The sequence below is a fragment of the Photobacterium sagamiensis genome, from assembly GCF_050337085.1.
Taxonomy (GTDB): Bacteria; Pseudomonadota; Gammaproteobacteria; order Enterobacterales; family Vibrionaceae; genus Photobacterium; species Photobacterium sagamiensis.
The window spans coordinates 193,184-214,976 of record NZ_JAKJSP010000014.1; the positions used below are offsets into that span (position 1 = coordinate 193,184).

15 protein-coding genes are annotated in these 21,793 nt (G+C 46.0%); 7 read left to right on the plus strand and 8 right to left on the minus strand.

The window, feature by feature from the left end; genetic code table 11:
- Positions 1-340 precede the first annotated feature (340 nt).
- Positions 341-1,780, plus strand: coding sequence for a Na+/H+ antiporter NhaC (gene nhaC, locus L4D76_RS05490; protein WP_428439926.1), 1,440 nt, complete (start codon positions 341-343; stop codon positions 1,778-1,780).
- Between the two features lie 113 nt (positions 1,781-1,893).
- Here the strand turns inward: nhaC and L4D76_RS05495 are convergent, their stop codons facing one another.
- The 4 genes from L4D76_RS05495 to norR form a co-directional block, all read right to left on the minus strand.
- Positions 1,894-2,037 (minus strand): hypothetical protein, encoded by a 144-nt coding sequence (locus tag L4D76_RS05495; RefSeq protein ID WP_428439927.1) that lies wholly within the window; start codon positions 2,035-2,037, stop codon positions 1,894-1,896.
- 755 nt (positions 2,038-2,792) lie between these two features.
- Entirely contained in the window at positions 2,793-4,172 is a 1,380-nt protein-coding gene (locus tag L4D76_RS05500; protein WP_428439928.1) for an FAD-binding oxidoreductase, read from the minus strand.
- A 174-nt stretch (positions 4,173-4,346) separates the two neighbouring features.
- Positions 4,347-6,011 (minus strand): hydroxylamine reductase, encoded by a 1,665-nt coding sequence (hcp, locus tag L4D76_RS05505; RefSeq protein ID WP_428439929.1) that lies wholly within the window; start codon positions 6,009-6,011, stop codon positions 4,347-4,349.
- 228 nt (positions 6,012-6,239) lie between these two features.
- Positions 6,240-7,805, minus strand: a complete 1,566-nt coding sequence (gene norR / locus L4D76_RS05510) for a nitric oxide reductase transcriptional regulator NorR (RefSeq protein WP_428439930.1) — start codon at positions 7,803-7,805, stop codon at positions 6,240-6,242.
- Between the two features lie 429 nt (positions 7,806-8,234).
- Here norR and nifJ point away from each other — a divergent pair, with 429 nt between their 5' ends.
- Together nifJ and fldA are read left to right on the plus strand one after the other, a co-directional pair.
- Positions 8,235-11,792 carry a pyruvate:ferredoxin (flavodoxin) oxidoreductase gene (gene nifJ / locus L4D76_RS05515; protein WP_428439931.1) on the plus strand — a complete coding sequence of 1,186 codons (3,558 nt, stop codon included), beginning with the start codon at positions 8,235-8,237 and terminating at the stop codon, positions 11,790-11,792.
- Positions 11,793-12,116: 324 nt separating this feature from the next.
- Positions 12,117-12,614, plus strand: a complete 498-nt coding sequence (gene fldA / locus L4D76_RS05520) for a flavodoxin FldA (protein ID WP_428439932.1) — start codon at positions 12,117-12,119, stop codon at positions 12,612-12,614.
- Between the two features lie 128 nt (positions 12,615-12,742).
- Here fldA and L4D76_RS05525 read toward each other — a convergent pair whose 3' ends face one another.
- The 3 genes from L4D76_RS05525 to yejK form a co-directional block, all read right to left on the minus strand.
- Entirely contained in the window at positions 12,743-13,108 is a 366-nt protein-coding gene (locus L4D76_RS05525) for a nitrous oxide-stimulated promoter family protein (protein WP_428439933.1), read from the minus strand.
- A 206-nt stretch (positions 13,109-13,314) separates the two neighbouring features.
- Positions 13,315-14,571 (minus strand): Hpt domain-containing protein, encoded by a 1,257-nt coding sequence (locus L4D76_RS05530; RefSeq protein ID WP_428439934.1) that lies wholly within the window; start codon positions 14,569-14,571, stop codon positions 13,315-13,317.
- A gap of 286 nt (positions 14,572-14,857) precedes the next feature.
- Positions 14,858-15,871, minus strand: coding sequence for a nucleoid-associated protein YejK (yejK, locus tag L4D76_RS05535; RefSeq protein WP_428439935.1), 1,014 nt, complete (start codon positions 15,869-15,871; stop codon positions 14,858-14,860).
- Positions 15,872-15,960: 89 nt separating this feature from the next.
- Between yejK and L4D76_RS05540 the strand changes: the two genes are divergently transcribed.
- The gene (locus tag L4D76_RS05540) at positions 15,961-16,179 is read left to right on the plus strand and encodes a YejL family protein (protein WP_107284512.1); all 219 of its coding nucleotides are present in this window, start codon (positions 15,961-15,963) and stop codon (positions 16,177-16,179) included.
- Between the two features lie 49 nt (positions 16,180-16,228).
- Positions 16,229-18,091, plus strand: a complete 1,863-nt coding sequence (locus L4D76_RS05545) for a DUF3413 domain-containing protein (RefSeq protein ID WP_428439936.1) — start codon at positions 16,229-16,231, stop codon at positions 18,089-18,091.
- An 80-nt stretch (positions 18,092-18,171) separates the two neighbouring features.
- Here the strand turns inward: L4D76_RS05545 and L4D76_RS05550 are convergent, their stop codons facing one another.
- Positions 18,172-18,525, minus strand: coding sequence for a hypothetical protein (locus tag L4D76_RS05550; protein WP_428439937.1), 354 nt, complete (start codon positions 18,523-18,525; stop codon positions 18,172-18,174).
- A gap of 327 nt (positions 18,526-18,852) precedes the next feature.
- Here L4D76_RS05550 and L4D76_RS05555 point away from each other — a divergent pair, with 327 nt between their 5' ends.
- Together L4D76_RS05555 and L4D76_RS05560 are read left to right on the plus strand one after the other, a co-directional pair.
- A complete protein-coding gene (locus L4D76_RS05555; RefSeq protein ID WP_428439938.1) occupies positions 18,853-19,023 on the plus strand; it encodes a hypothetical protein in 171 nt (56 codons plus the stop codon).
- 53 nt (positions 19,024-19,076) lie between these two features.
- A complete protein-coding gene (locus L4D76_RS05560) occupies positions 19,077-21,587 on the plus strand; it encodes a hypothetical protein (RefSeq protein WP_428439939.1) in 2,511 nt (836 codons plus the stop codon).
- Positions 21,588-21,793 lie beyond the last annotated feature (206 nt).

Here is a 21,793-nt window from a genome sequence, read left to right on the forward strand (position 1 = left end):
AGATTTTTATATCCGCATAAACACCATTGTTAAACATAAATACGCAAATATTAAAACGGTTAAAAAACAGCAAGCACACAATTTAAAAACCTGAACTTAACAGCAATTAAACATGTAAACATGCAATTATTCATGTTTATAGCCACTGAAAGATTCAGGTCACAGAAAAGCACAATATCTATCGCAGTGAATTAGTCATTTAGATAGAGTAGCGCCGAAATAACATGAGTACCCTTAAAGAGTGACTCAAAGGTCATAACAACGACTCATTATTAGCTTCCTGTTAACGCTAATTTCAGGGACATTCCCTTTACAGGTTCGATTAAACAAGGTTCAAAGTATGAACAAACAGACTGTGAGATTACCATCGCTGACGCAAGTTATACTTGCCCTTGGTACTTTCCTTGCACTGGCATTCTCTTTCACCGCTAAACTTGATTTACCCATCCAGCTGGCGCTGTATATCGGCTGGTTCATCATCATTGCTCTGGGTATAAAACTCGGTCACGATTATAAATCTTTAGAAAAAGCAGCAACCAATGGTATTTCTAACGGCTTAGGTGCCATATTGATCCTTCTTGCTGTTGGTGCCTTGGTGGGTACCTGGATCGCCGGTGGTATTGTTCCGACAATCATCTATTACGGCCTGAAAGCCATTCACCCGTCTATCTTCCTGCTTGCCACTATGATTATCTGTTCACTGACAGCACTGGCGACAGGTACATCTTGGGGTGCCGCTGGTACTGCTGGTATTGCTATGATGGGTATTGGTCAGGGTCTTGGCGTTCCGGCACCTATGACAGCTGGTGCCGTGCTTTCCGGCTGTTACTTCGGCGACAAGATGTCTCCGCTATCCGATTCAGTGATCCTGGCTTCTTCTATGTCTAACGTAGAAGTAATGGAACACATTAAAGGCATGCTGCCAATTGCGCTAATCAGCTACATCATCACGGGTATTCTGTTTACCGGTGCTGGCCTGCACTACGCAGGTAACGTTGATATGGGCCAGGTTGAATCTGTGATTCTGGCAATGGAAGAGCAGTTTGTTATCTCACCGTTCTCATTTGTTCCGGTTATCATCGTACTTGCTCTGCTAGCCATGCGTCTGCCTTCTTTCCCGGTGATCTCTCTGGGCTCACTGCTGGGTATTGTCTGGGCTGTTATGGTTCAGGATATGGATCCACTCGTAGCGTTCAACACTGCCTGGGCACCATTCTCTATCAGCTCTGGCGTTGACTTCATTGATGCGATTCTGAACCGTGGCGGTATGTCATCCATGCTGGGCTCTGTGGCTGTAATCATCTTCGGTCTGGGTTTTGGTGGCCTGCTTGATAAAGTGGGTGTACTGCAAACTGTCGCTAGACTCTTTGAGAAACGCGTCAACTCTGCAGGCAGCCTGTCAGTATCAACCATTGCAACCGCTTTCCTGGGTAATGTCTTCGGTTCAGCGATGTACGTATCACTGATCCTGACACCAAAAATCTGTGCGAAGAACTACGATCGCTTAGGTTACCAGCGTAAGAACCTGTCTCGTAACGCTGAGTTCGGTGGTACGTTGACATCGGGTATGGTGCCTTGGAGTGATAACGGTATCTACATGGCGAGTATTCTTGGTGTTGCAACGTTCTCTTATGCTCCATTCATGTGGCTAAGCTTCGTTTGTATCATCGTCACGATTGTTACTTCTTACATGGGCTGGTTCGTTGACCGCTGCCCGCCGACAGCAACAGCTGATTTGGATGAAGAAGAAAACCTGGCAGTCACACAACAAACTGCGTAAGTAATATAAGCACTTAAAACAGCAAGAGCGCCTTTAGGCGCTCTTTTTATATGCAAGTAAATATGGGCTCTCAGGTTAATCCATGAACGTATCATGGCCCTTATAAACAGCAGCTACCGCCACGAGTCACTCTTTGCCGGTAAACGGCACTTTTCATCCTGCTGCTTTAAAAACTTTGCTCTGATCTGACGAAGATGTTCTTGTGATTCATTTTCAGCTTTGCGGCGCAACTGTTGACTCATCTTTTGGTAACTCATGAACGGTATTCCATTCCCTTTTATCTTTCTCAAGGTGAACTTGTTTCAAGGTAGCGACTATTCCAAGGAAATTGCCGTTGATTCTTTACTCGTTATCTTCTAACAACACAAACCCAAAAAGCATGCACGGTACGCATAATTAGTCACAACATGCGCATAAAACAAGTAAGACTGGATGATACGTCGCTCAATGATTACATCAAATCCAACCAGTGCTAACCTATTGAATCTATCCCGAGTTGAATGTCTGGCCTAAATTGCCTACCTCTTTAGTTATATACCCAAGTAACCTCAAGATACTCGTTTCAGCGAGAATTTCCAGGCACTAAGGTAAGGCGCTGATTTGCAGATATAGCGCTCTACATCAAAAATCAGCAACGCAACATTAGTGCCTGGAAAACTCGCCCTTCGGGAGTGATCCAGCCAGCCCACTTCTGTGTCAAATGCACTCGAAAGGACCCGTCATTCCTTCGCACATTTTTCTTGAATTGAACTGGCTGGTATCACTCTGAATCCTGCATCTTGAGGTAACTTGGGTATAAATGTATGGCAGATTGTTTTGGACATATTTGAGTGAGTAACAGCGCTAACTTGAAATGGGGCAAAAGCGAGAATAGGGAAAGGCTGAATTTGGTGGTGAAATCACCATGCATTAAAGCTAACAAGAAAAGGCGCTTTGTAGCCCTTTTCCTATTAGGAAATGATCGAAGTTTTTTGTCTTCTCACAAGTGGAACAGATGAAGCGATTACTTAACTTAACTCAGCGCCACCGCAACATCGCCCTGCACAGTGCTTGAGCAAGCCAGTACGAATCCTTGATCAATTTCAGCCGCAGTAAGCGTTTCCGTGCTCGTTGATGTTACCGTGCCGGACGTCACCTTACATTTGCACGAGCCACAAACACCCGCTCGGCAGGCTCCAATCACGGGCACGTTATGTTTTTCCAGCGCGTCTAATAATGACGTCCCCTGCTTCACTTCAGCCGCCAGCGAAAAATCAGGCACATGCAACATCACATTCGTTGCCGGATCAGTTTCAGCGGCATTATTCACTGTAGTATTCACAGTAGAAAGTGCATCCTGCTCCGCATTATCAGCCGCGGGAGTAAAGCTCTCCTGGAAGAAGTGCGCCATATCAAAACCGCTTTGTTCGGCGATTGTCTGCACCGCTTTCATAAAACCGACCGGGCCACAAAGGAAGATGGTGCGCTGGTCAAGATCTGGATATAACGTCTGTACTATTTCAGTATTGACCATGCCGGTTTGATGTGCCAATTCACTCTGCGCACTAAAACCTGCGCTATTTTCCAATAATAATTGCACGTTGAACTGGGTATGCTGCGCAGCCATCTCAGTCATTTCATCGTGGAAAATAACGTTGTTTTTATCTCTAGCGCAATGTAAAAACTCAATGTCAACATCGCTATTGTCTGCCGCTAGCATTGTTTTTGCCATCGACATCACGGGCGTAATACCGCAACCCGCGCTGATAAACAGCAGCTTGGATTTGTGCGTGCAGTCTGTGCTGTTGAACTGACCCGCTATGTTCAGTGCTGACAAGGTATCACCGACGTTCAGGTTATCCACCAGCCAATTAGATACCAAGCCATCAGGCACGCGTTTAATGGTTAAACGCAGTTGCTTTTGCTGTGGGATAGAACTAATAGAGTAAGCGCGGTAATGGGTTTTATCATCGATGTTAACGGCCAAGGTAACAAACTGGCCGGGTTTAAAGTCAAAGAGCTGATTGTCTGCAATCGCAAACGTAAACGTAAAACTCATTGAATCATGGGTTTCATATTCACGCTGTACCAATACTAACGGTGTTTTTTCCGGTGACCAGGCTGTCGGCTTTGCCGCAACCTTGGCTGTCGGCTCACCGAGTGAGAAACTTAATTTAGGTGTTTGCAGTTTTGTATTTAGCTTTGAGCTTGGCTTTGAGATTGGATTAGCCTTTACGCTGTTATTTGAGTCAGCACCGAGAGAAAAGCTTAACTTCGGCGCTTGCAATTTGCTGCTTACAGGTGCAGTTTTTTTTGCGTTATTTGTTGATTGACCAAGGCCTGAACTATTGAGCTTAAGGGGCTTAAGTGTAGGTGGTAACAATGTTGAAGACGGTTTTGACGAAGAAGGCATAGTTGCACCTATAGATAAAAATAATTTACAGATAAATTTGATTACAAATAACAGATACAGCGGCCTAGGCTGCAAACAGATTTAGGCCGCTTCTCGTTATTCGCTAACTATTTCGGATCCCATTAAAGAAGCGTAACACTTGCCTATGCGGGAATTTGACCACAATAGTATTGCTTATTTATTCGCTAGCATGGTCGCCAAATCAGTATCAACATTACCAACACTGCGCATATCAAAGTTATCTTGTAATGCTTTGATTAAGTTATCAGTTAAGAACGCTGGTGCTGTAGGACCGGTATAAATACCTTTGATGCCTAAAGCAAATAACGTCAATAGTACAACAATGGCCTTTTGCTCAAACCAAGATAAAACGATGGATAATGGCAACTCATTAACACCACAATCAAACTCTTCAGCCAGTGCCAATACCAACTGGATAGCAGAGTAAGTATCGTTACATTGACCCACATCCAGCAGACGTGGAATACCGTTGATGTCGCCAAATTCTTTTTTGTTGAAACGGTATTTACCACAAGCCAGGGTCAACACAACCGAGTCTTTTGGCGTGTTCACAGCAAGGTCAGTAAAGTAACTACGCTCTTCTTTATCACCGTCACAACCGCCGATTAGGAAGAAGTGTTTGATGTTACCTGATTTCACTTCATTGATAACAGCGGGTGCCGCAGCCATTAATGCATTGCGACCGAAACCAACGGTGATCATGTGTTCTATTTCAGTGTGTGCAATACCAGGTTGCGCCAATGCACATTCGATCACTTGTGAGAAATCATCACCTTCAACATGCACAACACCCGGCCAGCCAACAATGCTACGCGTGAACAGGCGATCTGCATACTGACCCACGTTTGGATTGATCAGACAGTTAGATGTCATCACGATCGCACCCGGGAAGTTAGCAAATTCTTTTTGCTGGTTTTGCCAAGCGCTACCGAAGTTGCCGACTAAATGCGGGTATTTGCTTAATTCAGGGTAGCCGTGGGCAGGTAGCATTTCACCATTGGTGTAAACATTGATACCCTTGCCTTCAGTTTGTTGCAGGATCTTTTCTAAATCATGTAGGTCATGACCAGAAACCAGAATACATTTACCTGCTACTGGTTTTACGTTTACCTGTGTTGGTTGCGGATGACCGAAGGTATCTGTCTCGCCTTTATCCAGCATTTCCATAATACGGTAGTTTAACAGGCCAATTTGCATTGAGGTTTCTAATAACGCATTGGCATCAGTGGGTTCAGTGCCTAACCATGCCATGATTTTGTGGTATTCACCGCTCACAGACTCGTCATTTTGACCAAGTACGTTCGCGTGCTCCATGTAAGCCGCAGCACCTTTTAGGCCATATAGACATAATAGGCGCAGGCCAATGATGTCTTCATGCAGTTCGTCATGACCACGGTTAACCGCAGCATCCGGTGCGAATGACATCACTTCTTCTGCAGTCGCTGGCAATACAAATTGCGCTGCCGGAGAGAGTTCTGGTAATTCGTCACCCGCTGCCGCTGCTGCAGCCATTACCTGAGTACGTAGTTGAATCTTGTAACGTTCTGCAATTTCAGTGTATTCAGTAATACGCTCTGGCACAAAGTTAACGTTGGTTAACGTAGAGAAGAATGCGCGTGGTGCCCAAGCGTCAATGTCGGCATCAATAATGTTATATTTACGTGCGAGGTCAGCCCAAAAAGACACCCCTTGTAGGTTAAATACTAATACATCTTGTAGGTCTGAAACGTCCGCCGTTTTACCACACATACCTTGAGTATAAGAACAACCTTTAGACACAGGTGTTTGAACAGTTTGCTCACATTGAATACAGAACATTTAAAACTCCATTATAATTATGTTTTTGATTTCGTATTAACGAAGATCTCACCAACTATATGCAGTAAATATGCCAATATGTATCAGGTTGATATTTAACAGTTTAATATCAAGCCACGCTAGAGTTGATGTGATAATCACATCAACTCTTGATGTGATTCCCACATCACCCCGAACTAATAGCCAAGCAGATCAAAACGTTCAAAATGCTGGGCTGTATCATAAAAATCAGATTAATTCACCGCGTAACTTGTTGGGTTCGATCCCCAACTTCTTACCCATTTTGTAGAGGTTGCCGCGATCCATCTGTAAAAACTCCGCCGCTTGCGCCCAAACAAAGTTGGACTGTTGCAATGCATGGGAGATCAACTTGGTTTGATAACGCTCTACCTCGCCACGCAGCTCAAAAGACGTGTTGGGTAATGCTGAAGTATCCACAAGCTCTACTGCGTCTGTTTTATGGCTTACCTCATCTGACAGATGCTGTTTACCGATCAGATGTTGCTGATCTTGAATAGCACGTAAACCCGCCCGCATCAGCGTATGCTCTAATTCACGTACATTACCCGGCCAATGATAATGCTTTAATGCCGTTAATGCCTGTGGGTGCAGTTGGAGTTTGGCGACATGAAACTGCAGTCGCACGCGATCTAAAATATAGCCGGATAGTACCGCAATATCTTCTTGCCGCTGGCGCAGGGCTGGCACCTTAATTGGGAATACATTCAAGCGATGGTAAAGGTCACGACGAAACTGCCCCGCCTCGACTTCTTGCGGTAAGTCGCGGTTGGTCGCCGCGATGATGCGCACATTAATAAATATGTTTTTGTCTGCCCCAACCCGCTGAACTTCACCTTGCTGGATCACCCGCAGTAGTTTCGCCTGCATCAGTAATGGCAGTTCACCAATCTCATCCAAGAAAAGAGTACCGCCATCGGCAAGCTCAAATTTACCAGCACGGTTGCTGCTGGCGCCGGTAAAGGCACCTTTCACGTGACCAAAAAGCTCACTTTCCGCCAGGCTTTCAGGCAGCGCTGCGCAGTTAACGTAGATCATCGGCTGCTTGGCCCGGGAAGAGTTCGCATGTAATGCATGTGCGACCAGGTCTTTACCCGTCCCTGTTTCACCACTAATTAACACCGCATAGTCAGAATGCGCGACCATATTGATATTATTACGCAAGCCTTGCATTTCTGGGCTAATGCCGATTAACTCACCACTTTTCTCTCGCGCCTCCTGGATCAGTACCTGGTTCATGCTCTGCTGCTGGCGGTGACTTTTACGCAGCGCCTCCACCTGATTCACATTTCGTATCGTCGCGGCAGCGAGTGCCGCAAAGGTCGCGACGGTAATATCATCAACGCGTTTAAATGCGCCAATCTGCATGGCATCAATCGTAATAAGACCGACTAAGTGATCTTCGACATACAAGCTACAACCCATGCAGTCATGGACGTCGATAGCGCGGTTAGGATCATCTTTAAGCAAACCATCAAAGGGATCAGGCAAGGTTGAGCTTGCCGGAAAACGCACCGGTTGACGACTGTCCATAATAGCCTCCAAACGCGGGTGTTGTTTCGGGTCAAACTTTTTCCCTAACACTTCTTCTGACAGGCCGTTTACCGCGGCGGCAGAAAGCAAACCTGACTCATCAAGAATAAATAACGCACTGGCATCGCATGGTAATACCGATTGCAATGATTGCATTAAACGTTGGTAATGATGCCCAGAAGGAAGGTTTAAATTGAGGTCGAGCGCAATTTGCAACATGGCTTGCTCAAGAGAATTCTGCATATATGGACCTTTACACTTATAATGATGTACTTTTTACATCACCACATAAATCATGTAAATAGCTTTACGGTGAGATGCTAGGATAATTTTCTGTTTTTTGAACTGAATTAATGTTTAGCTTTCTTTATGCTTTTATTTTGCTGAACCCACAACCTGAGATTGAGCTAGTCGAGGTCTAATCCGGCCCTGATCACCCACTCCTATGCCCCTCTTAATTGGAAATACAGCCTGCAATTTCAAGTATGAGGGGATACCTTACCTGAGTCAGCCTTACCCTACATTCAGAGGCTGACTCCATTCACACAACAGATACTGCACATTTAATCAATATAAAAATAATTATTACGCATTGTATTAATTGATTAAATACATAATACAAATTTATTCGACCAATTTAGAATAGACGGTGCCTGTTCGCTGGAGTTTGTTATGCCTAAAAAACCTTGTACCTACAAGACAATGGATGGTAATGAAGCCGCCGCTTCAATTGCTTATCGCTGCAATGAAGTGATCGGAATTTATCCAATTACCCCGTCGTCACCTATGTCTGAAGCCTGTGAAAGCTGGGAAAGCCAGGGAGAAACCAACCTGTGGGGACAAGTACCCCAGGTGATGGAAATGCAGTCAGAAGGCGGTGCAGCGGGTGCTGTTCATGGCGCACTGATGGCTGGCTCCCTTGCGACCACCTTTACGTCATCACAAGGCCTGTTACTTAAAATCCCTAACATGTACAAAATTGCCGGGGAACTGACTCCGTTTGTGATGCATGTTGCGGCTCGAACGCTTGCCACCCATGCCCTGTCTATTTTTGGTGACCACTCCGATGTGATGGCGGTACGCCAGACGGGATTCGCGATGCTGGCGGCCAATTCTGTTCAGCAGGCGCATGACTTTGCCCTGATCAGCCAGGCTGCCACATTAAACAGCCGCATTCCATTTGTGCACTTTTTCGATGGTTTCCGCACCTCTCACGAAATCAACAAAATTGCGATGATTGACGATGATGCCATCGACAGTATGATTGATCAGGACGCGGTCGATGCTTTCCATAAGCGGGGCTTAACACCTGATGCGCCAAGCATTCGCGGTACAGCCCAAAACCCGGATACGTTCTTCCAGGCCCGAGAAGCCGCAAACCACTATTACCAGGCCTGCCCTGATATTGTGGCCGAAAAAATGGCGCAGTTTGCTGAACTGACCGGCCGTGAATACAAACTCTTTGACTATTATGGTCACCCCGAAGCCACTGACGTTGTGGTTGTTATGGGCTCAGCAACATCGACCATGGAACAAACCGTCGATCACCTGCTGACACTGGGCCGTAAAGTGGGTGTAGTGAGCGTTCACCTTTATCGTCCGTTTTCCCTCAAGCACTTCGTTCAGGTGCTACCGTCGTCAGTCAAACAAATCGCGGTATTGGATCGCACTAAAGAGCCGGGCGCAATGGGTGAACCGCTGTACCTGGATATTGTTGCGACAATGAACCAGGCCGTGACTTCCGGCCAATATTCGCACCAACCAAGCATTGTCGGCGGCCGCTACGGATTATCATCCAAAGAATTCAATCCGACACATGCCAAAGCTATTTTTGACACAATGGCGGAAAATACCCTGACGCATAACTTTACGGTTGGGATCAACGATGACATTACCCATCTGTCGCTACCGATTGGTACCCCAGTTGAAGTCGAACCGGCTTCACGTTTGCGGGCACTTTTCTACGGTTTAGGCTCTGATGGCACCGTCAGCGCTAACAAAAACACCATCAAGATCATTGGCGAAAATACCGAATTACATGCTCAGGGTTACTTCGTCTACGATTCGAAAAAATCGGGTGGCACAACGGTTTCTCACCTGCGTTTTGATGCAACACCTGTTGAAGCCCCTTATCTGATAGAGCAAGCCGAGTTTGTCGCCTGCCATCAATTCCAGTTCATTGAAAAACTGGATATGCTTGAACACACGACACAACAAGGTACGGTGCTGCTAAACAGCCCATATCCTGCAGATCAAGTGTGGGAGCGCCTTCCTCGTGAAGTCCAGCAGGTGATCATCGACAAGCAGCTGAATTTGCATGTCATCAACGCTGTTGAGCTGGCACGAGAATTAGGCTTAAAGAACCGCCTGAATACCATCATGCAAACCGCGTTCTTTGCCCTCAGTGATCTGATGCCGCTGGAACAAGCCATCAGCCAGCTGAAGCATGCAATAGAAAAAAGCTACAGTAAACGTGGCCCGGCGATTGTTGAAGCCAACCATAAAGCGGTGGATGCGACGGTGGCTCACTTACAACAGGTCACCATTCCAAATCAGGTCACCAGCCTGTTCAGCCGCCCTGCCGTTGTCAGCGAAAAAGCCCCTGAACTGGTTAAACGCGTTAGTGCAATGATGATGGCCGACAAAGGCGACTTACTGCCTGTCAGTGCTTTCCCTGTGGACGGTTGCTGGCCAACAGCCACCAGCCAGTGGGAAAAACGTAACATTGCCCAGGAAGTCCCGGTATGGGAAGAAGATCTGTGTACCCAATGTAATATCTGTACCCTTGTCTGCCCGCATGCGGCTATTCGCGCCAAAGCCGTTAACGCGGTACAGCTTGAAGACGCACCTGAAGGCTTCAAGTCAACCGAATACAAACAGCGTGATTTTAAAGGTCAGCAATACACCTTGCAGGTTTCCCCACAAGATTGTACCGGCTGTAACCTCTGTACCACAGCTTGCCCGGCCAGCGATAAAGACGATCCAAGCCGTAAGGCGATCAACATGGCGCCGAAGCAGCCATTATTGCAACAGCAAAGCGATAACTTCGAGTTCTTCCTCGATTTACCGGAATTAGAGCGTATCGATATTAAACGCATCGATGCCCGAACCAGCCAGCTGTTGCAGCCATTGTTTGAATACTCAGGTGCATGCTCCGGCTGCGGTGAAACCTCTTACGTTAAATTGCTGACCCAACTGTTTGGCGATCGCCTGTTAATTGCCAATGCCACCGGTTGTTCATCCATTTATGGCGGTAACCTGCCGACAACACCCTACGCCGTGGATAAACATGGCCGGGGACCGGCATGGGCGAACTCATTGTTTGAAGACAATGCCGAGTTTGGCTTAGGAATGCGTTTAGCCCTTAACAACAAGCGGGATAATGCCCTGAACCTGCTTAACATGGCCGCAGACATACTGCCATCAGAGCTGTTAGAACAGCTCAAGCAAGATGCATTTGATAGCAGCGAACAAGCTGTTATCCGTCAGCGCAAGAACATCGCAACACTACGCGCCCAGCTTGATTATTCGAACCGTCGTTTAATCGACAGGGCCGATGATTTAGTGGCAAAAAGTAACTGGATCCTCGGCGGTGATGGTTGGGCCTACGACATTGGCTTTGGCGGTTTAGATCATGTTTTAGCGGGTAGTGAGAACGTCAACGTACTGGTGATGGATACCCAGGGTTATTCCAATACGGGCGGCCAGCAATCGAAAGCAACACCCACCGGCGCAGTTGCAAAATTTGCCAGCCAGGGCAAATCAAGCAATGGCAAAGATTTAGCCGTGAACATGATGATGCATGGCAATGTTTACGTCGCCAAAATTGCCCTTGGTGCCAACATGAACCAAACCATCAAAGCAATGCAAGAAGCTGAAGCCTATCCGGGGCCATCTCTGATCATTGCTTACTCACCATGTATTACCCATGGTTACGACATGGCTGAAGGTATCGAGCACCAGCAACTTCTGGTTGAAACCGGCTTATGGCCGCTGTTCCGCTTCGACCCGCGTCGCGTCGAAAAAGGACGGGCAGCACTGCAGATGGACTCTAAGTCACCAAAGAAAGATGTGGAGGCCCTGATCAGCCGTGAAGCCCGCTTTACTCAGGTATTGCGCCGTGATCCGCAGCAGTATCAGGCCAACCTCGAGCGCTTGCGTGAGCAAGTCCAGCACAAACTGCAATTGCTAGAGCAGTTAGGTGGCTGGAAGAGAAGTAAAAGCGAGTAAATAGTCATGAGGGGCGAGTATCGAGTTCCTAATACTTAATCACAGAAGTTTTGACCAGTTCAGTCACCAACCATCGTCATTCCGTAAAGTGAGGAACGAACTTATACGGAATCTAAGGCGCACGCGGCTAGAGCTGGATCCCGGATATCTCGTTCCTCAATTCCGGGATGACGGATTTTAACTATTCATAATTTATGTGAAAGAGTACTAGGTTCAAGCTTCTCGACTCTAGGATCTCGAAACTCGAAACTCGAAACTGAAATTAATTTTAAACATCCGCCATTGCGACTTAAATCGTTAAGCGTAATGGCACTGGAGATAAACATGAAAAACATTGGTATCTTTTTTGGTAGTGACACCGGAAATACTGAAGCCGTTGCTAATAAAATTGCGGCGCAGTTAGGCGTTGACGCCAGTGACATTGCCGGCTGCAGTAACGAAATCTTCGATGATCTTGACTTGATCATTTTAGGCACCCCTACCGCTAACTACGGTGAAATGCAGCCTGACTGGGATTACTTTGTACCAGAGCTGGAAGATGCTGATCTCAGTGGCAAAAAAGTCGCGCTATTTGGCCTTGGCGATCAGGTTGATTACCCGGACAGCTTCCAGGATGCAATGGGCGATCTTGCAGAACTCGTTGAAGAAGCTGGTGGTGAACTCGTCGGTCAATGGTCTACTGACGGCTATGACTTTAATGATTCACGCGCGGTAAACGATGACAAATTTGTCGGCCTGGCTCTGGATGAGGACCGTCAGCCAGAACTGACTGATGACCGTATTGCGACCTGGCTGGTAAGCTTGGGGCTGAGCGCCGCATAATTAATACCACTCGGTATAACAGTAAGCAAACTAACAGCAAACAAAAAGGCTGCCTCTGGCAGCCTTTTCTTTAATCCTTATATCAACGTCCTTGTCTAATACCAATCGGTATATCTCCATCGCCACAGTTACTTGAGGTACCCCGTCGTAGAGCGTGATGGCAGACTGTTATTCTGACTCATTCCATCAAGTTTATATTGTAATGCCTGTACCGGGTGACGCCAGATGAACCTTGGTAACGCCCAGCGCATCACATGTGCCATTTGCAGGCGTTTGGCTGGGTGGTAACAGTGCCTGTGGCATTTCAGACAGGTTGGCTTTTCATTCGCTAAACGGCAGCCATCTACCTTATTTTCAACATACTCGAAAAGACTTTCACATTCAGGGCAAACAATCGCCCCACGGTGCAGTGTTTTACAATATAGGCGAATCATCGCTTTCACTGTATCCAGTTCACGCTGCGATCGAACTGACTGTTTATTTAGAATAATCATAGGGCGGCTATTATCCACCCCTTCGAAAACCAACTATTGATAAAGATCAACTTTGTGCAGCGATCACACTTTTATCCTTTCGTGGCTGCATTGCTACAGTAAAAATATCTGTATCAGATTTAGTGATGGCGATAATAACTACCTGAAAATACATACACCCTGTCAAGTTGAAATGATATACCAACAGAGACAATATCAGGCCCCTTTCACTCTTGCTGAATGGCCAGGCCCTCATCCCGATTGGTATTAACCTCAAGAAACTGACATTTTTTCACATCTTCAGCTGTATCAGGGGAGTCCACAGAGACACTTCTTTCTTCCGCCAGATAGGCTTCTGCTGCACTGACGACATTTTTAATTGCCAGGCTGAGATCTGTACAGTCAGTATTGGTCACGGTTTGTTTATGTTTAAAAGCATACTCAATATGCTCAGAAATCGAATGTAAAGACGCCGCTCCAAGACTGCTCGCCACTCCTTTCAAGCTATGGATCAATAGACTGGCCTTATCGATATCAGACTGTTCAATGCAGTTTTTCAAAGACTCCCCGTCACCAGAATGTTCCTCAAGGAAGATTTCCAGCAGCATCATTACAGACTCTTTATCGCCATTCATATTGTCCAGGATATATTGAACATCAAATATAGATTCTGATTGTAAATCTGCCTTGCCTGCCAATTTGACCTGAGACGTATCTTCATTTATCGCTGAGGTTTCGACAAGCTCAGGTGTCGCTGTCATCAATTCTGAAATTAATGCTTTTTCAGCCTCACTGACCTCTTCAGCAGGCATGGAAACTAAAACGGCAGTATTAACCTCTTCTCCCCTTAATGTTATTGATGCTTCTGTTGTTGATACGCCTGCTGTTGCGATTTCGTCAGCCCTTTTTGCGGCATAGAGTGTCACCATCACCCCCGCAAATGAAACGACAGCCATTAGTATCAGATTCATCTGGGACAGCCAGAAGTCATAAGCCAGCAGGTCATTTTTAAGCGTATAAAACTGGTTCGGAGAACTGCTCTGACTAACATTTTGGACCGCTGACTGATGGGTCGTCTGCCCGGTCATTAAAGCCTTATCGACTTTCTCGGCAAATAGCCCGCCTTGTAAAATCAAGTTGTTCAGCGGATCTTCAAACTGACTGGCAACGGAGAGATCGTTGAGTTCAAGCAGGTGTTTACGGAGTGCCACAGACGCATGGCTTTGAGTTGATTCAGGCATTGCCATATTCACGGTGACAGTGCTTCTTAGTTGCTCGGCTTCCGACTCAACCTGAGAAATCAGACCAATCACATCCCGCACTTGCGCAGACTGAAATGACAGGTATCCAAACAGGCCAGCACTCGAAATAATCACCAATATAAAGGTATAAAGTACTTTCTTCGAAAGTAGCAATCTGGTTTTACGATGACTGGGGGTAGTCGTTGCAGCCTGAAGCGAAAGTACGGTTTCTTTGTCATCCATGCTAACTCCTGCTACCGCATCAGAAAAAGAAAATTGGTACAACCCTCTCCAATATTCTGTTTATACAATTAGTTTCTGTTTATCTTAACTTTAGACAAATTTCCAGACGAAATCCAATAAGCAACAAGCTTTATACATACGTGTCTTGTGTCTTGGAATACATACACTACATCAGCACATCGAAGATATAAAAAAACCACCTTCGCCAGAACGAAGGTGGTTTACAGGCAGCGCCAATGATTACCGGATCCAATCAGAATGGTGTCAGCCGTTTGCGAACATTAGATCAGTTATCGCTATTCAAACGTCGCTGTAGCTGATCTTTTAAGTTCGGTGGCGTGCCTTTGATAGTCAGCGTATCCGTTTCTGCATCGTAGAAAATACGTTCACCCAGCAACATGCTGTCGAAATTAATCGTTAGTCCGCCGCCAGAGCCAACAAACTTGGTTAATTTACGCATTGATGTACGATCGGCAGGGAAGCTCTCTTCCAATTCATACCCTTGGTTCGACGTAAACTCGTAGAAGTTTGTCCCGTCTTCTGCATTAGGTAACTCACCGGCCAGTTCTTTTACTGCCACTTCATCACCGGATTGAAGCTGCCCGTTACAGTAATCATAAACCTGCTTACGATACTGCTGCTTCTCTTCCTTATCTAAGCGAGAGTCGGCGCAGAAATCTTCCACCGCTTGCATCAGCACCTGGTTTTGCTCTTTCACGTCCAAACCCACAACCGCCTGCAGAAAATCTAAGAAGAAGTCAGCGATCTTACGGCCCACACGGCCCTTAATGAACGTCAGGTAACGATTGGAATCCGCATCCGTTTCCCAAGACGACAGATCGATACGCGCCGCGATATCCATTTTGGCCACGTCCAGATAATCAGTTGCACTGATATCCAGCTGTTCGGTAACTTTCATGCTGTGGCGGGTTGGCAGTAAACCAATAAACAGGTAATCCGTCGCCAATGACTGATATTCAGCCATCACTAAGGTGCCGGCTTCAGCGAACGGATATTTTGCTAATTCAGCCTGTAATCGTTGAGCAGATTGGTTAGAAAATGTCAAAAAGTCCAGTTCGCCAGTGCGGCATTGCTTCAACCAATGACAAAATTCACTGTCTTCAGCAAAATGTGCGAACCCTTTGGCACCTTTACTGCTATATACTCGATGCAGTTCAGCAACCAGGTCTTCAGTTGACTCGCCATGGTCAAGCATTTGTTTTCTAAGATGAATCTCAAGCTCATCTTGCTCGTTTTTTGTCAGCTGGTGAAGGATGACGTTCGAAAGTATAAGGCTCATAATGGAAAAGGTTTTCAGTAAGAGTAAAGTGTAGGTTATTATAAGTCGCTTTCTTAAACTTTAAACTAAGACATTAAACAAGACTTCCTATGCCAATTACTTCAAAATACAGCAATCAGCAAGTTGAACAGATCATTAGCGATGTGTACGACGTACTTGAAAACCATAACGCTTCTGCAGAACTTGCACTTATGGTGGTGGGTAATATTGCAACTAACATCATCAATGCCGATGTTCCGGCATCGCAAAAAAAAGCCATCGCGGAGAAATTCGCACAAGCCCTGCTGAACTCAATTAAAAAAGATTAAGCTTATCTTTTTGTAAGCTTGCATTTAAGACTGAGAAGAACAGACATTTATGGTCGCCAGCGGAAATAATTATAAAGACAAAGTATCCCAGCTAATTAGCTGGGGGCACTGGTTCAGCTTTTTCAATATTATCGCAGCCATGCTTTTAGGCACGCGTTACATTGTGCAATCTGAATGGCCTGAAACGCTACTGGGACAGCTTTATCTTGGATTTAGCTGGATCGGACATTTCGGGTTTCTTGTCTTTGGTTTTTATATCTTAATCCTTTTCCCTGCCAGTTTTCTGATCCCGTCACAGCGCTTAATGCGCCTGTTTGCGGTGTTAGTCGGTACGATTGGTCTGACAACATTATTGTTAGACACCCATGCCTACGAGAGTCTTGATTTACATTTAAGTCCGCTGGTATGGGATCTGCTATTAAGTGGTGAGAAAACAGAACTGAATGCCCGCTGGCAATACCTGTTTGTTGTTGTTCCGATCATCTTCCTGCTGCAATTAATTCTGTCAGAATGGTTATGGCGCAAACTCAGAAAGCTCACTCGCAAACACGTGGGTGTGCCGATTGCCACCGTATTTGGCTTATGCTTCCTGGGTAGCCATCTGCTCTATATCTGGGCAGATGCTAATTTGTATCACCCCGTCACCATGCAGCGTTCAAATTTCCCGTTATCTTACCCGATGACAGCGAAAAGCTTCATGGAAAAACACGGCCTGCTTGATCGTCAAGACTATGTTAAACGCCGAGCAGAGCAAGGTTTAGACGAAAGTGAACTGATCCGCTACCCTATTGAAAAACTCAGATTTAACAATCATGGCACTAATCAAAACTTACTGATTGTGATGATTGATAGCTTACGCAGTGACATGGTGAATGAAGAAACCATGCCTTACCTGACTGCTTTTGCTAACCAGAATTTAAACTACAAAAACCACTACAGTGCCAGTAATGACAACATGACTGGCATCTTTGGCTTGTTCTACGGCCTGCCTGGTGGTTATATCAATAGCGTGCGCTCTGCAGGCTCTACACCTATTCTGCTGAATACACTGAAAGAACGCGATTATGACTTTGGCCTGTTCAGTGGTAACCAGTTTAAGGCCCCTATTTACTACCAGGCTATTTTTGACACCAAACAAGCTGAAGAAAAACTGCCTGCTACTCAAAATCAACAACCCGATGACCAACTGGCGATTGCTGACTGGAAAACCTGGTTAGGTGATCAAAATAACGAAAAACCTTGGTTTAGCTATCTTGAACTGAAGTCGGTAGAAGAGTTTGAAGAAAGTGGTGATTATGTGCCGCAATTTACACCTTCACTTGGCAACGTAAAGATAAACACCGCGGGTGTTGATTCGACTCTGTTACTGAAAAACAGTTACCGTAATGCGGCCTATTACGTCGATGAACTCTTGGCTGATATTTTTGAAGAACTAACCGCAAAACAGGCGCTGGATAATACCATTGTGATTATTACGGCTAACCATGGCACGGAGTTCAATGAAACGGGTACCAATAGCTGGGGTGCAAACAGTAATTACAGCCAGTATCAGCTTAAAGTACCGATGGTTATTCATTGGCCCGATCAGCCTGCAGCAGAGATCAACCGCTCAACCAGTCATCTTGATGTGGTACCCACCTTGATGGAATCTCTGCTTAGTGTCTCATCATCACCGAAGAGCTACAGCAGTGGCGTCAACCTGTTTGAAGAGCATCCTAAACGCCGCTGGATCTTAGCGGGTGACAGTCGTGACATTGTGGTAGTACAGAAAAACAGCACCACGGTGGTCGATAAATACGGCAACTACCGCGTTTACGATAACAACTACAAATTGATGGATGAAGGTAAACCAAAACTGTCGACACTGATGCAGGTCATGCATGAGTTAAAACGCTTTTACCAACCTGAGTAGTTTTAAATACATAAGTATAAAAGGCCGCGAACTCGCGGCCTTTTTTGATATTCTTCTACAGCATTATGCCATTCGCGCTACTAGTAATAGTCTGTGTTATTGGCATAGCACTGCTCAAACCCATCGGTCCAGCCACTGGCGTATTTCATGTCAGCCATCATCCGTTCCGGATCACGACGAAAGCCATCGATATACGTGGTCGTTTGTTCTTTACGGCTACTGCAGCCGTCCTGATAACCATCTAGATAGTTACGGGTAAAGCCTAATTCCGACAGCTGATCATGGCGGGTCGTACACCCCGCCACTCCCGTTAGCAGCAATAATCCAGTGAGTAACAGGCAAAATCGTGTTTTTGGCCCCATAGCAATACTCCACGGAAAAACAGCTGCGATACCAAAAGGATAAGCAGAAAAACGCGATCTTATCTGACTCATCTTTGAGACTTTCCACTGTGTCACCTTCGCACACTGAGTGTTAGTTTTTCGCACACCTAACTGACTGTTCCCATAAGCGATTATTTTCGGCCCTGTTTTTTCGTGCGGATCACTAACACAACTTTCAAGCAACCCCTTGTAACTGATTGATTATTAGCAAAATAAAATCCGGCCTTATTTTTGTATAGTGAAGCGGTATCAAATCCACCTTCGTGAGGAAACCATAACGAATAAAGTGACAGGTAAGCAGGGCACTACCTCAACAATGAAGAATCAAGAACGGTGAAGAGTAACCAACAAAAATGGATAACCGTAAGATGAGGTTTTATGAGTATTGTTAATCACGTGCATTCTATGCCGAGAACGATAGCCGGTCTATTAACCGCAGCCTCTTACAACATGAAACTATCCTTTTTTCGCCGTCAGAAACGCTACGAGGGCGTGCTACTTGACTTGCCGACATGGATACCAGCATCGACAGCTGGCGTTCCAATGTGACAGCCATGCGTGAAACCTTTTTATTAACTTTAAAAGAAACAAGAAGGTAAACAATGAAACGATTAATAAGTAGCCGGCTTGCCAGGGTACTGAGCGTCACCCTGATAAGCACAGCGGCTCTGTATGGGCTAACGAGTCAGACTCCGGCATATGCTGGATCCTATACGTTCACCCCGAACGAAAAATTTTGTATGGCGGATGCCTATTTGCTGGAACCGGGCAATTCACTGCCTAAGGATGCACTGAACTGTACCGCCAACGATGTGGAGATCACCCAAGTCGTTCCCCTCGACGCGGAAGCGGAATGTACCTTGGGTGAAACATTTTCATTCCAGGCGGATGTCACCGTTCGTACCAATGCCAATGAACGCTACGACACCACCTTCTATCTGCCGTTAACAGAACTGAGTCCCAAGGTTGTCCACGGTGTGGGCAAGAAAGACTGTAGTATGATTTTGCCCATCCCCGGCGACAGCGGTGAAACAGCGGATGTCGATCTCGATGAAGATGTATGCGGTGATATCACCAAGGCGCTTGGCCCGGATACGTACGTCCTGGAAAACGAAACCATCACCATGCTGTGCTCGGACGAAGACGAAGACAATCGTGCCGACTTCAACTACTGTGCGGCATGGGACAACCAGGAGCGTAATAACTGTACCGTTGGTGAGGACCCGTATTCAGGCCAGATCCCGAATACCAAGTCGAAGTGTAACTGCGATACCTTCAATATCGATGTCTTTATTAAACCCGAACCACCTACTTTGACTAAGACATTGATTGGCGACGACTCTGCTGATGAACCCCAAGGTATATTCAAATATGAAGTCGTGATTACAAACGAAAGTGCGAGAGCTGATATTAAAGTTACCACTGTGAATGATATCGTTCGTTCTTCTACCGACGCTGCTGTATTTGCCAACTTCGATCTGACTGCTACAACGGATACCTCAGATACCAATATGATCCTGTTAGCGGAACACGCGGAGCATACTTGTGATACTGTTCTGGCCGGCAATCTGCCAATAACCCTGACACCGTCAATTCCGACCGTTCGATGTTTTATCATGGTACAAATCGATGATGACAACTTGCCGGATGACCAAAGCGATGAGCTTTATCAGGACTTTATCCGCGCCACGGTGCTGGATAAGAATGATGATCCGGTCGGGGATAATACCTGTGATCCAACCCACCCAACAACTCCGACAACGCCAGAAGATGGCACCTGCAGTCTCGTGATTCCGGTAGCGATGCAGGATGTTATACCTTCCATCACTATCGACAAGTTCGCCATTGCCGGTCCGGGCTATGAATGTGTCGGCGGAACCGTTGATGCGGATGGCAAGTGCAGTGGCTCTGTCTATATCGATGAACCTGGCGGGGATGTCACCTACAAACTGGTGATCACCAATACTAGTACCGTCGATCCACTGACCGTAACTTCGTTGTTTGATTATATCCTTGTCCCCGGCACTCCTCCTACTCGTACTGATGCTCTTAATTTGCTGACAGCATCCGTCGACCACGACTGTGATAATGCTGATAACCAGAACCTGGCAATCAGCGGCGAGGATGGTGACAGTTTCACTTGTACGTTTGACCGTGATGTAAGCGGCGGCTTGATTACCGTTCATAACGAAGCCGAAGTTTTTGCGGCGGAAAGTGCCGGCCACAGTGAAGGCAATACTGCGGACCTTTCAGATTTTGAAGAAGTTACCATCACCGATGTGCCACCTATGGTTGCCCTATTGAAAAAAGTTAAAGCCATCGGAGGTCCTTCTGACGGAGCTTTTGCCGATAGCGCTAAAGTATTTGAGCCGGAAGGCGACGTGGTCTATCAGTTCACCGTCACCAACAACTCGGTAGCGCAAGAGGATATTCGTCTGCTTAGCCTGACCGATGCGGTTCTGGATGGTTCTCGGGTAACACAAACTGGCGGAGATTGTGTCTTTAATGGCACCGTCACTATTGTTTATGGCACCCCATATGTCTGTACCATTGAAGCCACGGTAACCGGCGATGCGTCCGGCTCACTAAGTACTTTAATGAATACGGCCCTTGTAACCGTCACTGACGAAGAAACTAATGTAAACTCCAACACTGACTCCGCAACTGTAACCTTTGAAGACGTTGGTCCTCAATTCAGTCTTGATTTTGGATTCTCGACAGTTGTGTACGTTAAAATCAGTACTGAAGGTGTCGATGCATTTGAAGATCTTACACTTTCAGCGATGAGAATACGTAATATCCTTATTCCTCTTCCTAATGGGGATGCCGGTGATGACGAGTCAGGTGTCATGAATATTATTAATGACAACCAAATCAGGGAGTATCGTGGTGTTGATTACGAGTCGTGTACAATTGGTGAGGTTATCCCACCTGATGATGTTTACTATTGCAACTTTGTAGTCGAGCACCTACCAGAGTTTGCTGATATCGATTTTGAAGCATTAGCTACAGGTGCTGGCCCGGTAGAAGTTATCCTAACGGATCCTGAAAACAATGCGGTCAAATTTGAAGCCGACATAACTGTAACCACTACAAAACGAGGACCATTATAAGCTTGATTAAGCTTGATTAAGCTTGATTAACAGAATAATGCCAGTCAGGATTAACTGACTGGCATTTTATTTTCAATCAAACGAAGCAGGAATAACGCGCTTCTACCTATTCAGCGATAAATATCGCCTTGTCGCGCTTTGTCAGCAACACTTCTGTTATCCTCCTCCCTTGATGTGCTACTCACCTTTGGGGCTATAAGATATCA

Excerpts from the sequence above, each read along its gene's own strand:
- nhaC (WP_428439926.1), top strand. The coding sequence starts at position 341 with ATGAACAAACAGACTGTGAGATTACCATCGCTGACGCAAGTTATACTT.
- L4D76_RS05495 (WP_428439927.1), bottom strand. The coding sequence starts at position 2,037 with ATGAGTTACCAAAAGATGAGTCAACAGTTGCGCCGCAAAGCTGAAAAT.
- L4D76_RS05500 (WP_428439928.1), bottom strand. The coding sequence starts at position 4,172 with ATGCCTTCTTCGTCAAAACCGTCTTCAACATTGTTACCACCTACACTT.
- hcp (WP_428439929.1), bottom strand. The coding sequence starts at position 6,011 with ATGTTCTGTATTCAATGTGAGCAAACTGTTCAAACACCTGTGTCTAAA.
- norR (WP_428439930.1), bottom strand. The coding sequence starts at position 7,805 with ATGCAGAATTCTCTTGAGCAAGCCATGTTGCAAATTGCGCTCGACCTC.
- nifJ (WP_428439931.1), top strand. The coding sequence starts at position 8,235 with ATGCCTAAAAAACCTTGTACCTACAAGACAATGGATGGTAATGAAGCC.
- fldA (WP_428439932.1), top strand. The coding sequence starts at position 12,117 with ATGAAAAACATTGGTATCTTTTTTGGTAGTGACACCGGAAATACTGAA.
- L4D76_RS05525 (WP_428439933.1), bottom strand. The coding sequence starts at position 13,108 with ATGATTATTCTAAATAAACAGTCAGTTCGATCGCAGCGTGAACTGGAT.
- L4D76_RS05530 (WP_428439934.1), bottom strand. The coding sequence starts at position 14,571 with ATGGATGACAAAGAAACCGTACTTTCGCTTCAGGCTGCAACGACTACC.
- yejK (WP_428439935.1), bottom strand. The coding sequence starts at position 15,871 with ATGAGCCTTATACTTTCGAACGTCATCCTTCACCAGCTGACAAAAAAC.
- L4D76_RS05540 (WP_107284512.1), top strand. The coding sequence starts at position 15,961 with ATGCCAATTACTTCAAAATACAGCAATCAGCAAGTTGAACAGATCATT.
- L4D76_RS05545 (WP_428439936.1), top strand. The coding sequence starts at position 16,229 with ATGGTCGCCAGCGGAAATAATTATAAAGACAAAGTATCCCAGCTAATT.
- L4D76_RS05550 (WP_428439937.1), bottom strand. The coding sequence starts at position 18,525 with ATGAGTCAGATAAGATCGCGTTTTTCTGCTTATCCTTTTGGTATCGCA.
- L4D76_RS05555 (WP_428439938.1), top strand. The coding sequence starts at position 18,853 with ATGAGTATTGTTAATCACGTGCATTCTATGCCGAGAACGATAGCCGGT.
- L4D76_RS05560 (WP_428439939.1), top strand. The coding sequence starts at position 19,077 with ATGAAACGATTAATAAGTAGCCGGCTTGCCAGGGTACTGAGCGTCACC.